General features: G+C 70.6%; 12 protein-coding genes and 1 pseudogene. 8 read left to right on the plus strand and 5 right to left on the minus strand.

Annotation, left to right across the window (positions count from 1 at the left end; genetic code table 11):
- Positions 1-35: 35 nt before the first annotated feature.
- The 4 genes from dprE2 to MRAB57_RS21235 are packed head-to-tail and all read left to right on the plus strand — an operon-like array spanning position 36 to position 3,472.
- Entirely contained in the window at positions 36-785 is a 750-nt protein-coding gene (gene dprE2, locus MRAB57_RS21220; protein ID WP_077089091.1) for a decaprenylphospho-beta-D-erythro-pentofuranosid-2-ulose 2-reductase, read from the plus strand.
- Positions 786-834: 49 nt separating this feature from the next.
- A complete protein-coding gene (cbiE, locus tag MRAB57_RS21225) occupies positions 835-1,995 on the plus strand; it encodes a precorrin-6y C5,15-methyltransferase (decarboxylating) subunit CbiE (RefSeq protein ID WP_077089092.1) in 1,161 nt (386 codons plus the stop codon).
- The gene (cobM, locus tag MRAB57_RS21230; RefSeq protein WP_077090744.1) at positions 1,992-2,747 is read left to right on the plus strand and encodes a precorrin-4 C(11)-methyltransferase; all 756 of its coding nucleotides are present in this window, start codon (positions 1,992-1,994) and stop codon (positions 2,745-2,747) included. Before cbiE ends, cobM begins: the two co-directional genes overlap by 4 nt.
- Positions 2,747-3,472 carry a cobalt-precorrin-6A reductase gene (locus MRAB57_RS21235; RefSeq protein ID WP_077089093.1) on the plus strand — a complete coding sequence of 242 codons (726 nt, stop codon included), beginning with the start codon at positions 2,747-2,749 and terminating at the stop codon, positions 3,470-3,472. The genes cobM and MRAB57_RS21235 overlap by 1 nt, the downstream gene beginning before the upstream one ends.
- Here MRAB57_RS21235 and sigC read toward each other — a convergent pair.
- Both sigC and MRAB57_RS29275 read right to left on the minus strand, forming a co-directional pair.
- A complete protein-coding gene (sigC, locus tag MRAB57_RS29270; protein ID WP_245836113.1) occupies positions 3,469-4,023 on the minus strand; it encodes an RNA polymerase sigma factor SigC in 555 nt (184 codons plus the stop codon). The genes MRAB57_RS21235 and sigC overlap by 4 nt on opposite strands.
- A 237-nt stretch (positions 4,024-4,260) precedes the next feature.
- Positions 4,261-4,851 (minus strand): annotated as a pseudogene (locus MRAB57_RS29275) (DUF2275 domain-containing protein); the annotation flags it as partial.
- Positions 4,852-5,008: 157 nt separating this feature from the next.
- Between MRAB57_RS29275 and MRAB57_RS21245 the strand changes: the two are divergent.
- Entirely contained in the window at positions 5,009-6,586 is a 1,578-nt protein-coding gene (locus MRAB57_RS21245) for a PPE domain-containing protein (RefSeq protein WP_077089094.1), read from the plus strand.
- On the opposite strand, the gene MRAB57_RS21250 is transcribed toward MRAB57_RS21245, so the two are convergent.
- The 3 genes from MRAB57_RS21250 to cobG are packed head-to-tail and all read right to left on the minus strand — an operon-like array spanning position 6,583 to position 9,807.
- The gene (locus MRAB57_RS21250; protein ID WP_077089095.1) at positions 6,583-8,067 is read right to left on the minus strand and encodes a precorrin-2 C(20)-methyltransferase; all 1,485 of its coding nucleotides are present in this window, start codon (positions 8,065-8,067) and stop codon (positions 6,583-6,585) included. The genes MRAB57_RS21245 and MRAB57_RS21250 overlap by 4 nt on opposite strands.
- The gene (locus MRAB57_RS21255) at positions 8,064-8,690 is read right to left on the minus strand and encodes a precorrin-8X methylmutase (RefSeq protein ID WP_077089096.1); all 627 of its coding nucleotides are present in this window, start codon (positions 8,688-8,690) and stop codon (positions 8,064-8,066) included. The genes MRAB57_RS21250 and MRAB57_RS21255 overlap by 4 nt, the downstream gene beginning before the upstream one ends.
- Positions 8,691-8,709: 19 nt before the next feature.
- Positions 8,710-9,807: a precorrin-3B synthase gene (gene cobG / locus MRAB57_RS21260; RefSeq protein WP_077089097.1), complete on the minus strand. Its 1,098-nt coding sequence runs from the start codon at positions 9,805-9,807 to the stop codon at positions 8,710-8,712.
- 65 nt (positions 9,808-9,872) lie between these two features.
- Here cobG and MRAB57_RS21265 point away from each other — a divergent pair, with 65 nt between their 5' ends.
- The 3 genes from MRAB57_RS21265 to cobN all read left to right on the plus strand — a co-directional run bounded on the left by MRAB57_RS21265 (position 9,873) and on the right by cobN (position 14,709).
- Entirely contained in the window at positions 9,873-10,538 is a 666-nt protein-coding gene (locus tag MRAB57_RS21265; protein ID WP_077089098.1) for an alpha/beta hydrolase, read from the plus strand.
- A gap of 181 nt (positions 10,539-10,719) precedes the next feature.
- The gene (locus MRAB57_RS21270; protein ID WP_157900648.1) at positions 10,720-11,055 is read left to right on the plus strand and encodes a DUF732 domain-containing protein; all 336 of its coding nucleotides are present in this window, start codon (positions 10,720-10,722) and stop codon (positions 11,053-11,055) included.
- A 66-nt stretch (positions 11,056-11,121) separates the two neighbouring features.
- Entirely contained in the window at positions 11,122-14,709 is a 3,588-nt protein-coding gene (gene cobN / locus MRAB57_RS21275) for a cobaltochelatase subunit CobN (protein ID WP_077090746.1), read from the plus strand.
- The last annotated feature ends 1 nt before the right edge of the window (position 14,710 follow it).

The following is a 14,710-nucleotide window of genomic DNA, read 5'->3' on the forward strand; positions in this document are numbered from 1 at the left end:
CACCGCCCACGCTAGCGCAGGTAATAATCGCAGCCGTGGACGACACGGGCGCGGGTCCAGTTCTAATCCTGGGCGGACGCAGTGAGATCGGCATCGAGCTCGCGCGACTCCTGGCGCCCGGGGCGACGGTGGTGCTGGCCGCACGCAGGGCCGACCAGCTCGACGACGAGGTCGCCGCGGTCAAAGCCGCCGGCGCGACGGCGGTGCACACCGCGGAGTTCGACGCCGACGACCTGGCCTCACATGGCCCGCTGATCGCCCAGATCGTCGCCGACCACGGCCCCATCGGCACCGCGGTGCTGGCCTTCGGCATTCTCGGCGATCAGGCCCGCGCCGAAGTCGACGCCGAACACGCGGTCGCCATCGTGCACACCGACTTCGTCGCCCAAGTCAGCATGCTGACCCACCTGGCTACCGCCATGCGCGCGGCCGGACACGGCCAACTGGTGGTGTTCTCCTCGATCGCCGGCGCACGCGTGCGTCGCGCCAACTACGTCTACGGCTCCGCCAAGGCCGGGCTGGACGGCTTCGCCAACGGCCTGGCCGACGCGCTGCACGGCACCGGGGTGCACCTGTTGCTAGCCCGCCCCGGCTTCGTCATCGGGCGCATGACGCAGGGCATGGCGCCGGCACCGCTGTCGATCACGCCCGAGCGGGTGGCCACCGCTACCGCCCGGGCCCTCGCAAAGAAAAAGCGGACCGTGTGGGTCCCGTGGGCGCTGGGACCGGTGGCCTTCGTGTTCCGGTTGCTGCCGCAATTCGTGTGGCGGAGGATGCCGCGATGATCCGCGCCGGCGACGATGCAGAGCGAAGCGATGAGGAGAAGCGGCGCCCATGATCATCGTGGTGGGCATCGGCGCCGACGGCATGACGGGCCTCTCGGACGCATCCCGAGGCGAATTACGCAGGGCCACCGTCATATACGGCTCACCGCGTCAGCTCGCCCTGCTCGACGACACGGTGACGGCCCAGCGTAACGAGTGGCCGTCGCCGATGTTGCCTGCCCTGCAAGCGCTTCCGGTCGACGGCGAAATCCACATCGTCGCCAGCGGCGACCCGCTGCTGCATGGCATCGGCGGCACGCTGATCCGCCTCCACGGCCCGGACAGAGTCAGAGTGCTGCCGCACGTGTCCTCGGTGACGCTGGCATGCGCGCGGATGGGCTGGAACGTGCACGACACCGAGGTGATCAGCCTGGTGACCGCCCAACCCGCGACGGCGGTGCGCCGCGGTGGGCGGGCAATCGTGTTGTCGCAAAACGGATCCACCCCCCACACGCTTGCGCAGCTGCTCGCCACCACCGGCCGGGGCGATTCCGAGTTCAGCGTGCTCGAACAGCTCGGCGGCCCGGCCGAGCGCCGCCGCGACGGCATCGCACGCGACTGGATTAACGACAAAGACGTCGACGACCTCAACGTCATCGCCATCCGCTACCTGCCCGACGAGCGCCTCTCGCCGCTGCCCGACGACGCGTTCCTCCACGACGGCCAGATCACCAAACACGGCATCCGCGCGGTCACCCTCGCGGCCCTGCAGCCGCGGCCGGGGGAGCGGCTGTGGGACGTCGGCGCGGGCTCGGGCAGCATCGCGGTCGAATGGTGTCGCAGCTGGCACGGTTGCACCGCAATCGCATTCGAGCAGGACGACCAGCGCCGCCGAAACATCGCATTCAACGCCGCTGCCCACGGCGTCAGCATCGAGGTACGCGAAGCAGCGCCCCACGCATTCGACGACGCCCCGTCACCATCGGCGATCTTCGTCGGCGGCGGCCTGACCCAGCCGGGACTGCTCGACGCCTGCCTCGAGCACCTGCCAAATGGGGGACGCCTCGTCGCCAACGCCGTCACCACCGAATCGGAAGCGCTTCTGATGCAGGCATATTCGCGCCTCGGCGGCCGGCTGCGACGCTTCCAGCACTATCAGGGCGAACCGCTGGGTGGGTTCACCGGCTGGCGGCCGCACTATCCGATCACCCAATGGTCGGTGGCCACGTGACGGTCTACTTCATCGGCGCAGGCCCCGGGGCCACCGACCTGATCACCGTTCGCGGCCAACGGCTGCTGCAGCGGTGCACCGTATGCCTGTACGCGGGTTCGATCATGCCCGACGACCTGCTGGCTTGGTGCCCGCCGGACGCGAAAGTCGTTGACACCGGGCCGCTGACGCTCGAGCAGATCGTGGCCGAGCTCGTCGACGCGAGCACCAATGGCCACGACGTGGCGCGGCTGCATTCCGGCGACCCATCACTGTACAGCGCGCTGGCCGAGCAGTGCCGCCAGCTCGACGCTCTGAACATCGACTACGAAATCGTGCCCGGCGTACCGGCTTTCGCCGCGGCCGCGGCCGCGCTCAAACGCGAACTCACCGTGCCCGGCGTGGCGCAGACCCTGACGCTGACCCGGGTATCGACGCTGTCGACGCCGATGCCGCCCGGCGAAGACCTGCAGACCCTGGCCCGGTCCGGCGGCACGCTGGTGCTGCACCTGGCCGCCGCCCAGATCGACACGATCGTGCCGCAGCTGCTCGACAACGGCTACGCACCCGAAACACCGGCGGCGACGGTGGCTTTCGCGAGCTGGCCGCAGGAGACCATCCTGCGCGGCACGCTGGACACCATCGCCGCGCAGATGCACGACGCCAACGTCACCAAAACCGCGGTCATCATCGTCGGTGACGTCCTGGCGGCCGAGGGATTCACCGACAGCTACCTGTACTCGACCGCGCGCCGCGCCCGGGGCCCGCACTGATGCGGGTGTTGCTGCTGGGCGGCACCGGCGAGGCCCGCGCCCTGGCGAAAGCCCTGCACCCGCGGGTCGACATCATCAGCTCGTTGGCCGGCCGGGTGCCCGACCCGGCGCTGCCCGTGGGCCCAACCCGCATCGGCGGATTCGGCGGCGTCAAAGGGCTCACGCAATGGTTACAAGACAACGGCATCGACGCGGTCGTCGACGCCACCCATCCCTTCGCGGCAACCATGACCGCGCACGCGGCGCAGGCATGCGGCGAGGCAAAGCTGCCGCTGCTGGTGCTGGCCCGCCCGGCCTGGGACCCCGGTGCCGCCACCGTCGTCGCATCGGACAAAAAAGCCGCGGAAACCGTGCAGCGCCAGGGCTATTCGCGGGTGTTCCTCACCACCGGTCGATCCGGCCTCAACGCTTTCCAATACAGCGACGCCTGGTTTCTGATCCGCGCGGTCACCGAACCGGACACGGAAGCATTGCCGCCCAGTTATCAGCTGCTGTTGTCCCGCGGACCGTATCACTACGACGACGAACTCGTCCTGCTCAAGGAGCATCGCATCGACGCGCTCGTCACCAAGAACAGCGGCGGCGACATGACCCGGGGCAAGCTGGACGCCGCTGCCGCGCTGGATATCCCGGTGGTGATGGTGGCGCGCCCGCCGCTGCCGACGGGGGTGACGACGGTGGGCACCGTCGAGGAGGCCGTCGACTGGATTGCCGGGCTGGACTAACCGGTCAGGTCGTCGCGGTCGGCATCGGCCAGCAACGCATCGCGGGCCCGCGCGACACGCGACCGGATGGTGCCCACGGGGCAGCCGCAGACCGCGGCGGCGTCGGCGTAGGGCAGCCCGAGCAGTTGGGTGAGCAGCAGCGCCTCGCGCTGTTCGGGGTTGAGGCCGGCGATCATCGTGGTCACCTCGACCAGGTCTTCGAAGCCGCGGGCATTGCGGTCGCCGACGATCACGTGCTCGGGATTGGCGCCCGGCGCGCTCCGCGGCCGCGACTGGATGTGCCGGACGTGATCGGCGACGACCCGGCGCGCGATCGCCAATAGCCAAGTGCGAGCGGAGGATCGGCCGGAGAACCGTTCGATCGCACCGATGGCCCGCAGGAAGGTTTCCTGGGTCAGATCGTCGGCGCTGCCCGCATCGGAGAGGTAGGTGACGAAACGCCAGACATCTTGCTGGGTGGCCTTGATGAACGCCTCGAGCGCTCTGGCATTGCCGCGCGCGGCCGACAGGGCGAGTGCGGTAACGGCCTCGTCGTCGCTTGACGCGGTCATGGCCAACCACCTTAGTTGCGCGGGTCGGATCAGTCTACGACTGCCCGTCGTAGAGTTTGCGGCCGGGGCCGGCAAAGACATTTTCCGGTTGATCGGCCGCAGGTGACCGGGGCGCCGGGCGGCGGGAGTCGCGGGGGGCCGGCCCGAAGCGCCGGCATCGAAGTCGACGCGTCGCCGCCCACGTCCGCCCGCGTGTTCGCGGGACACCAGCACCGCGAACACCAGGCCCAGCAGGATCGGAACGTGGCTGGCCACCCGCGTGGCCGTCACCTGACCGTCCAGGGCGTCGGCGGCCACGTAGGCCAGCAACGCCAGCGAATAGGCACCGGCGATCGCCGAGACGCCGACCGCGATCGCGGGCCAGACACCGGCGGCGATCATGGCCGATCCCAGCGCCAGCAGCCAGGCGGTGGACTCGTGCATCAGGTGTTCGCCGGACATCGCCCCGTGCATGTGATGTGCGGACACCATGCCGAAGCTGATCCCGCTGATTTGCGCGGCCGCGATCGCCACCTGGAACAGGCCGACCGCGATGAGTCCCCAGCGCCGGTAGTGCGAGCGCAGCGCCCGCATCCAGCGCTGCCTCGTCGTCGACTCCTCGTTGAGGCTCGCCAGGATCCGGTCGACCAGATCCGGTCCCTCGCCGGCCGGCATCGAGGCCAGGCGCCGCGTCTGCACCGCGGCGTTGATCAGCCAGCCGCGGCAGGCACGGCAGGAGTCCAGGTGCGCGTCGACCTGTTGGGGGAGCACCTCGGGACGCTCGCCATCCAAACGCGCAGACAGCGCCTCACGAGCCACCTCACACCGCATCCCTGCATCGTTGCGCATGCCCGCGCTGCGCGCAAAGAGCCCCGAAAAACAATCGCGTGGAACCAAACCGGGTCGCGAACCGACCACTGAAGACAAGCGCCGCCAGCCCGCAGCCAATCGAAGGGGTATTCGTGTCCTCGCTCGTCTCCGAGCTCGTCTTGCAAGGTCGCCGACGATGACCGCCCCGATCTGGATGGCCTTTCCGCCGGAGGTCCACTCGACATTGCTCAGCAGCGGCCCGGGACCTGGGCCGCTGCTGGCCGCCGCGGGCGTGTGGTCGTCGATGAGCACCGAATACGGCGAGGCGGCAGACGAACTCACCGCGCTGCTGGGCGGCGTGCAGGCGGGCGCCTGGCAGGGCCCCAGCGCGGCGCAGTACGTCGCGGCGCACGCCCCCTACTTGAGCTGGCTGCTCGACAGTGCCGCCAAGAGCACCACCGCGGCCTCCCTGCACGAGACGGCGGCCGCGGCCTACACGACCGCGCTGGCCGTCATGCCGACGATGCCGGAACTGGCCGCCAACCACACCATTCACGCCACGCTGCTGGCCACCAACTTCTTCGGCATCAACACCATCCCCATCGCGGTGAACGAGGCCGACTACGCGCGCATGTGGGTGCAGGCCGCCGCGACGATGACCACGTATCAGGCGGTCAGCGAATCCGCGCTGCTGGCGGTTCCGGAGACGACGCCCGCACCGCAGATCGTCAGCACCGGCGGGGACGCCGCGACCACCGCGAGCGACACCGTGACGACGCAGGCGCAGGCCGCGACGGCGACCAAGACCTACCCGTCCTGGATGGACCAGCTCACCGCATGGCTGCAGAAGTACACCAGCACGTTCGCGTGGCCGGTGTCCAAGGAGCTCAACCCCGGTGGGTGGCCCTTCCCGCCGGTGCCGTGGGTCAACAGCCTCGCCTCGTTCTTCGGCCAACTTGGCTTGTCGCCGGCCCTGTCGCAGGCGCTCGGCTGGGCCATCTTCCACACGCTGATGATCTTCTGGCCGTTCATCACGCCGCTGATTCAGCTGGCCGTTGTCGCGGTCCCGGTCATGATGGTTGCCGCGGCTGCGGTCGGCGCCGCCGCTGCGGGCGGGGCGACGGCGATCGCCGTCGGCACCGCCGTCCCGTTGTCGATCCAGCCGGTGCCCGCCCCTGCGGTCGCGCCGGCCCCGGTGCCCGCGCCGGCTCCGGCGGCGTCGGCGAGCGTTCCCACCAGCGCGAGCAGCAGCGCGGCGGCGCCCAGCACCGCAACGTCGGCTCCGGCTTCGAGCGGCGGCGGGCCGGTCGGCGGCGGACCCGGGGTGGGCTTCGGGCCGACCAGCACGACGGGAATCGGTGCGGGCCTGTCCGATGCGTTGTATGCCGTTGGCCTGTCGGGGTTGTCGGCGCGCGGCAGCGCGAGCAGCCGTGCCCGCCGCAAGTCGGAGGAGCCGGCGGACGACGACGCCGACGCCCCGGCGGCGGCCGCGGCGGCCTCGGCCAAGGGGCGGCTCAAGGCCCGCCGGCGCCGGGGTGCGACGGCCAAGGACAAGGCCTACCGCTACGAGTTCATGGACCTCGAGGACGACCCCGCGCCGTCGGACGAGCCGGCTGCGACGGCCGATGGCCGGGCCGCGGGGGCGCTCGGATTCGCCGGTGCCGCAACCAGATCCGAGGCGGCCCAGGCCGCGGGGCTGGCGACGCTGGACGGGGACGGCTGGAGCGATCGACCGGCGGTGCCGATGCTGCCCAGCAGCTGGAATCGGGACTAGGCGGGATAGCGCCGGGGGGTGAACACCCGGTCGCCGAAATCGCTTGAGTGCCACTGCGTTTGGGAAGACCCGACGATCAGCAGGCAGCGCATGTCGATCTCGGCGGGATCCAGTTCGTCCAGCCGCACCACGCGCACGTCTTCGGCGGGCCCGGCCACGTCACGCCCGATCACCACGGGCGTGCCGGGTTCGCGGTGGGCGAGCAGGACGTCGCGCATCGCACCGACCTGCCAGGTCCGCGACTTCGAGGCCGGGTTGTAGATGGCCAGCACCAAGTCGGCCGCGGCCGCGGCGTCCAGGCGCGAAGCGATGACGTCCCAGGGCTTGAGCCGGTCGGACAGCGAGATCACCGCGTAGTCGTGGCCCAGGGGAGCGCCGACTCTGCTGGCGACGGCCTGGGCCGCCGTCATGCCGGGAATCACCCGAACCTGTACTCCCGGCCACTGTTTGGCCTCTTCGAGCACGGCGGTCGCCATCGCGAACACCCCGGGATCGCCCGACGACACCACCGCCACCGCGCGGCCCTGCTCGGCCAGCGAGCAGGCTAACTGCGCGCGGGCGGCCTCGTCAGTGTTGTCACTGGCATGACGCCGCTGGCCCTCGCGATCCGGAACTCGATCGAGATAGCCGGCGTAGCCGATCAGGTCGGTGGCGGCGGCCAGCTCGCGCCGGCTCTGCGGCGTCGTCCAGTCGGTGTCACCGGGCCCCAGGCCCACCACCACGACGGCGCCGGCCTTGACGGTCGACTGCTGCCGCAGGCGCCGCCCGCCCGGCAGCATGGCCAGCGAGAAGTACGGCACGCTGGTCTCGTCGACCTCCGCGGCGGGCAATATGCGTTGCGCGGGAGTGCTGGCCCGCTCCACGTAGAACGCGTCGTCCAGCCGGCCGGAGGACGAAAGCGCTTCGCGCACAGCATGATACGAGCGCCCCAGCTTGAGCACCACGGCGGCGTCGGCGTCGGCGAGCCGACGCGTCAGCTCGGCGACGGGCAGGGTCCCCGGCAGCACCGACAGCACCTCGTCGCCGGCCACCAGCGGGGTGGCGACGGCGGCCGAGGCCGCGCTCACCGACGTCACGCCCGGCACGATGACGGCGTCGAACCGCTGCGTCAGCCGGGTGTGCAAGTGCATGTACGAGCTGTAGAACAGCGGGTCGCCCTCGGCGAGCAGCGCCACGGTGCGCCCGGCGTCCAGGTGCGCGGCGATGCGCGCGGACGCCTCGACGTAGAAGTCCTCGATCGCACCGGCGTAGCCGCCGGGATGATCGGTCGTCTCGGTGGTCACCGGGTAGACGAGATGCTCCTCGATCTGCCCGGGCCGCAGGTACGGTTCGGCGATGCCGCGCGCGATGCTGCGGCCGTGCCGCGCGCTGTGGTAGGCCACCACGTCCGCCTCGCCGATCACCCGGGCGGCCTTGACCGTCACCAACTCCGGGTCGCCGGGCCCCAGCCCGACGCCCCACAGCGTGCCGCGCGCGGTCATTCGGCGTCGCTCGCAATCGCATTGACGGCGGCCGCCGCCATCGCGCTGCCGCCGCGGCGACCCCGCACTACGAGATAGGACATGCCGCGCGGCCGCTCGACGAGTTCCTCTTTGGACTGCGCCGACCCGACGAAGCCGACCGGCCCGCCGAGCACCGCCGCCGGCGGCGACACGCCCTCGTCGATCAGTTCGAGCAACCGGAACAGGGCGGTGGGCGCGTTGCCGATCGCCAGCACCGCGCCGGGTAGCCGATCCGACCACAGCTCGACGCCGGCCGCCGAGCGGGTGGTCTGCCGGCGCGCGGCCAGCTCCGGGGCCCGCGGGTCGGCCACCAGCGACACGACCTCGTTGCCGGCGGGCAGCCGCGCGGCGGTGATGCCGGCGGCGACCATCGACGAGTCGCAGAGGATGGGAGCGCCGTCGAGCAGGGCGGCGCGGGTCCGCGTCACGACGTCGTCGGTGTAGGCGACATGCTCGGTCACGTCGACCTGACCGCACGTATGGATCAACCGGACCACGACCCGGGCCACGTCGGCGGGAAATCGCGTCAGGTCGGCTTCGGCGCGGATGGCCGCAAACGACTGGCGATAGATCTCCGCCGCATCGCGGATGTAGTCGAGCACCTGCCCACCTTAAGGCCCCCTATTTTCGGAGCGGGCGATATCCGTCGCCGGTGGCGACCAGCACCTCACCAGTCGCCGGGCTGCCGCAGGCGCGTTCGCAGCCGACGAAGTGACGATGGACGGCCGAATCCGCGTCGAGCAGGCCCGCCGCGTCCGCCCGCACGTCGGCGGCCGACTGCCCGCAGCCCGGGCTGCCGGTGCAGGCGCTCACGCTCAGCCACGGCGAGTGCTCGTCGAACACCAATCCCAGCGGCGCCAGCACCCTAAGCGCGACGTCCGCCACCTCTACTTCGAGGTCACAGACCAGCACCGAGCGCCACGGCGTGACTACCAGCGGCGCCTCGATCGCGGCGAGGTACTCCGCGACGCGGGCGGGCAGCACGCCCAACGGCACGGCGGCGCCCAGCGCGATGCGTCCGTCGTTCTGCGTTATCCAGCCCAGCTGCGGGCGGGTGACGACCGGGAATCCGGCGCCGAGCTTCGCGCCGGGCCACAGCGCGGTGGCATCGTCCAATTCGCTGACGCGCCAAGCCTTTCCGCGCAAATCGACGAACCGCATGGCGATCGCGGTCAGCGCGGCGACCGCGTCCTCGGGCGGCACCCGGACGCCGGTGTCCCGGCCGGCCAGCAGCAGCCCGCAGCCGTCCTCGAAGACGTGCACGCCGGCGTCGGCACCCAGGCCGGAGACGTCAGCGCGGCCGTCGTCGAGGCTGAACCAGAACCGGCCGCCGAGCTCCGCGAGCCCGGGGTCGGCGCGAATCACCCCGTCCAACTCGCGCACCCACACCCTCACGTCGGCGCGCCCATCGATCCGTCCGGACAACGGCGACGCGACGATGTTGCGCACCCGCTCGTGGGTCGCCGACGGCAACAGTCCGGCGTCGGCGATGGCCTCGGCGGCGGCCGTCACGTCGCTGATCGCGCGCAATTGGACATTGCCGCGCGCGGTGAGCTCCAGCGTTCCCGAGCCCAGGCGCTCCGACACGCTCGCCAGGGCCGAAAGCTGGGCGGCATCGATCATGCCGCCGGGCAGCCGGACGCGTACCAGCGCGCCGTCGGCGGCCTGGTGCACCTGCAGCGCACCCGGACAGGCGTCGGTGTCGCGAGCTCGGGCCACGCGTCCACGTTACGACCCGCGGCCTGCGGCAGATTGGATTTGGGCCGGCGGGGCACCCTTGAGCGGTGCGGACGACGGAGTATGCGCCGGGACGGTTGGTCGATGTCTACGGCGACCCGGGGGGCCTGGCCGTCCTGCTCTGGCACGGCATGCAGGCCGACGCCCGGACCGTGCTGCGGCCGTTGGCCGGGCTGCTCGCCGGCTACGGCGTCACCGTCGTCGCGCCCGACTGGAACTCGCACGCCGCCGACGGCGGTCGCGCGGACCTGTTGGGCTCGGTCGACTTCACCCGCGAGCACGCCGACGACATCGTCCTTGTCGGATGGTCCATGGGCGGCCTCGCCGCGGCGGGTCTGACGGTAGACGCGGCCCGCCTCGAAGTCCCACTGGCACACACGGTTTGCCTGGCCGGCGCCTTCATGGCGCCGGACCCGATCTCGGGTCGCATCCTGGCCGACGAACTGACCCGTGGCCGAGTCGGCGCACCGTTCACCTTGCTGCACGGCCTGGCCGACGACGTCGTTCCGGTGACGGCCAGCCGAGGCTTCGCTGCGCGTCTCAAAGGGATCGGGTGGCCGACGGAATTGGTGGAACTGGCGGCCGACCACGGGTCGATCGCCGGCGCCGATTACGACCCGGTCGCGGATCGCTATTCGGCGGCAACAGGTGGCCTACCGCTGCGGGTGGCGGGTGACGTCGCCGCCCGGATCGCTGCGACCTTCGGTCGTTGACCTCTCGTTCGGGCGCCATTTAGGCAATGTTTGCCGGAGGGTCTGAGGCTTCGGGATTTCGCGTCTGAACATTCGTGCTACCAATTGTGCGCAACTGATTAAAAGCAGTCGTGACGCGATCGGTTGCAAGACCGGCGGTGAAAGCAGATCCTCAATGCGTGACTCGGAAGGAAGTAAACGAATGAACGTTGCTGCACTGGCCGCGAAGACGCCGATGGCCATGGGAGCTTTGGCGGCTATTGTGCTTTCTTTCGGTGGCCCGACGCCGGCCGCGCATGCAGATCCGACGGGTGACTTCCTCGCCCAGGCGCGCGGGCAGGGGATCGGTATCGGCCGACCGGATGCCGCTCTGATCGAGGACGCACAGGAAGTCTGCGCCATGCTCGACTACCAAGAGCAGGCCTACACATACCTCAATCAGCGCGCGGGCCTCGACCGGGCGCATGCCGCTCTGTTCCTCCAGGATTCGGTCCAGTTCTACTGCCCGCAGTTCGCCCCCAAGTTGGGGCCGCAGTAGCGCCTTCGGATCTCGAAGCCGGCACCGCACGAAGCCTCTTCGGTGCGGTTGCGGTACGAATGGTGGGTGGCTGAGCCAACCATTTTGCTGCTGTCGACGTCCGACACCGACCTGATCAGTGCCCGCGCCAGCGAAAAGAACTACCGGTGGGCCAACCCGGCGCGGCTGTCCGACTCCGAGACTGACACAGAATTGCCCGACCTGCTCGACGGCGCCTCGATCGTCGTGGTGCGGATCCTCGGCGGTTACCGCGCCTGGCAGAGCGGCATCGACGCGGTGATCGCCAGCGGGGTGCCGACCGTCCTGGTCAGCGGCGAGCAGGCGGCCGACGCCGAGCTGACCGGGCTGTCCACGCTGGCGGCGGGCATCGCGGTGCAGGCGCACATCTATCTCGCGTACGGCGGCGTCGACAACCTGCGCCAGCTGCACGCCTTCCTGTCCGACACCGTCCTGATGACCGGCTTCGGCTTCACCGAACCGGTGCTGACGCCGACGTGGGGCGAGCTGGAGCGCCCGCAGCCGGCGACCACCGACGGCCCCACGATCGCGGTGCTGTACTACCGCGCCCAGCACCTGGCCGGCAACACCGCCTACGTCGAGTCGCTGTGCCGGGCCATCGAGGAGGCGGGCGCGACCCCGCTGCCGGTCTACTGCGCGTCACTGCGCACCGCCGAACCCGAACTGCTGCAACGCCTCGGCGACGCCGACGCCATGGTGGTCACCGTGCTGGCGGCCGGGGGATTGAAGCCGGCCACGGTGTCGGCCGGCGGCGACGACGACAGCTGGAACGTCGAACACCTTGCCGCCCTTGATGTTCCGATCCTGCAGGGACTGTGCCTGACCAGCTCGCGCAGCCAATGGTCCGACAACGACGACGGCCTGAGCCCGCTCGACGTGGCCAGCCAGGTGGCGGTGCCCGAATTCGACGGGCGCATCATCACGGTTCCGTTCTCGTTCAAGGAGATCGACGACGACGGGCTGATCGCCTACGTGGCCGACCCGGAGCGCTGCGCCCGGGTGGCCGGCCTGGCCGTACGGCACGCGCGGCTGCGGCACGTCGCGCCGGCCGACAAGCGGGTGGCGCTGGTGTTCTCGGCGTACCCCACCAAGCACGCCCGCATCGGCAATGCCGTCGGCCTCGACACGCCGGCCAGCGCGGTCGCGTTGCTGCGGGCGATGCGCGAGCGCGGGTATCAGGTGGGTGATCTGCCCGGAGTCGAGGCGGGCGACGGCGACGCGCTGATCCACGCGCTGATCGAACGCGGTGGCCAAGACCCCGACTGGTTGACCGAAGGCCAACTGGAAGGCAACCCGATCCGCGTGTCCGCGAAGGACTACCGCACCTGGTTCGCCACGCTGCCCGCCGAGCTGACCGATGCGGTGACGCGGCACTGGGGCCCGCCGCCCGGGGAGCTGTTCGTCGACCGCAGCAACGACCCGGACGGCGAAATCGTCATCGCCGCAATGCAAGCCGGCAATCTGGTGTTGATGGTGCAGCCGCCGCGCGGCTTCGGGGAAAACCCGGTCGCGATCTACCACGACCCCGACCTGCCGCCCAGCCACCACTACCTGGCTGCCTACCACTGGCTGGACGCGGGATTCGGGTCGCACGCCCTCGTGCATCTCGGCAAGCACGGCAACCTGGAGTGGCTGCCGGGCAAGACGCTGGGCATGTCGGCGGCCTGCGGGTCCGACGCGGCGCTGGGCAACCTGCCGCTGATCTATCCCTTCCTGGTCAACGACCCGGGTGAGGGTACGCAGGCCAAGCGCCGGGCCCACGCGGTCCTGGTCGACCACCTCATCCCGCCGATGGCGCGCGCCGAAAGCTACGGCGACATCGCGCGTTTGGAGCAGCTGCTCGACGAGCACGCCAACGTCGCGGCGCTGGACCCGGGCAAGCTGCCCGCCATCCGCCAGCAGATCTGGACGCTGATCCGGGCCGCCAAGATGGACCACGATCTGGGCCTGGCCGAACGCCCGGAGGACGACTCGTTCGACGACATGCTGCTGCACGTCGACGGGTGGCTGTGCGAAATCAAGGACGTTCAGATCCGCGACGGGCTGCATATCCTCGGCCAAAAGCCAACGGGCGACGCCGAACTCGACCTCGTGCTGGCCATCCTGCGGGCGCGCCAGCTGTTCGGTGGCGAGCAGGCTCTGCCGGGCCTGCGCCAGGCGTTGGGGTTGGCCGAGGACGGCACCGACGAGCGGTCCGCGGTCGATGCGACCGAGGCCGCCGCCCGCGGGCTGGTGGCGGCGCTGCAGGCCGGCGGCTGGGACCCCGCCGCCGCAGACGGGCTCACGGACAACCCCGACGTCGCCGCGGTGCTGCGGTTCGCGGCCGCCGAGGTGGTGCCCCGGCTCGCCGGGACGGCCGCCGAAATCGACCAGGTGCTGCGGGCTTTGGACGGCCACTTCATTCCGGCGGGGCCGTCGGGATCGCCGCTGCGTGGCCTGGTCAACGTGCTGCCGACTGGCCGCAACTTCTACTCCGTCGACCCCAAGGCGATACCCTCGCGGCTCGCGTGGGAAGCCGGTGTCGCGCTTGCTGATTCGCTGCTGGCCCGCTACCGCGCCGACCACGGGGACTGGCCGCAATCGGTCGGTCTGTCGGTGTGGGGTACCTCGGCCATGCGCACCTCCGGCGACGACATCGCCGAAGTCCTTGCGCTGCTGGGCGTCCGGCCGGTGTGGGACGACGCTTCTCGGCGCGTGGTGGGGCTGACGCCGATAACGCTGGCCGAGCTGGGCCGCCCGCGCATCGACGTGACCGTGCGGATCTCCGGCTTCTTCCGGGACGCCTTCCCGCACGTCGTCACGATGCTCGACGACGCCGTGCAGCTGGTCGCCGACCTCGACGAGCCGGCCGACGACAACTACGTACGCGCGCACGCCCAGGCCGACCTGACCCAGCATGGCGACAAACGCCGTTCCACGACAAGAATTTTCGGGTCGAAGCCGGGCACCTATGGCGCGGGGCTGCTGCAGCTGATCGACAGCCGCAATTGGCGCGACGACGCCGACCTGGCGCAGGTGTACACCGCGTGGGGTGGTTTCGCGTACGGGCGTGACCTGGATGGCCGCGAGGCGGTCGACGACATGAACCGCCAGTACCGGCGCATCGCGGTGGCCGCCAAGAACACCGACACCCGCGAGCACGACATCGCCGACTCCGACGACTACTTCCAGTACCACGGCGGCATGGTGGCCACGGTGCGGGCGCTGACCGGTCAGGCGCCGGCCGCCTACATCGGGGACAACACGCGGCCCGATGCGATTCGCACCCGCACGCTCTCGGAGGAGACGACGCGGGTGTTCCGCGCCCGCGTGGTCAATCCCCGCTGGATGGCGGCGATGCGCCGGCACGGCTACAAGGGTGCCTTCGAGATGGCGGCGACCGTCGACTACCTGTTCGGCTACGACGCCACCGCGGGGGTCATGGCCGACTGGATGTACGAGCAGCTCACCGAGAGCTACGTGCTGGACCCGGAGAATCGCAAATTCATGACGGAGTCCAACCCGTGGGCGTTGCACGGCATGGCCGAGCGGCTGCTGGAGGCGGCCGGACGCGGCATGTGGGCCGAGCCACAGCAGGAGACGCTCGACGGCCTGCGCCAGGCGTTGCTGGAAACCGAGGGCGACCTCGAGGGCTAGC

Source organism: Mycobacterium rhizamassiliense, assembly GCF_900157375.1.
Taxonomy (GTDB): domain Bacteria; phylum Actinomycetota; class Actinomycetes; order Mycobacteriales; family Mycobacteriaceae; genus Mycobacterium; species Mycobacterium rhizamassiliense.

Coding starts and splice junctions, on each gene's coding strand:
- MRAB57_RS21245 (WP_077089094.1), top strand. CDS start 5,009: ATGACCGCCCCGATCTGGATGGCCTTTCCGCCGGAGGTCCACTCGACA.
- MRAB57_RS21250 (WP_077089095.1), bottom strand. CDS start 8,067: ATGACCGCGCGCGGCACGCTGTGGGGCGTCGGGCTGGGGCCCGGCGAC.
- sigC (WP_245836113.1), bottom strand. CDS start 4,023: ATGACCGCGTCAAGCGACGACGAGGCCGTTACCGCACTCGCCCTGTCG.
- MRAB57_RS21270 (WP_157900648.1), top strand. CDS start 10,720: ATGAACGTTGCTGCACTGGCCGCGAAGACGCCGATGGCCATGGGAGCT.
- MRAB57_RS21235 (WP_077089093.1), top strand. CDS start 2,747: ATGCGGGTGTTGCTGCTGGGCGGCACCGGCGAGGCCCGCGCCCTGGCG.
- cbiE (WP_077089092.1), top strand. CDS start 835: ATGATCATCGTGGTGGGCATCGGCGCCGACGGCATGACGGGCCTCTCG.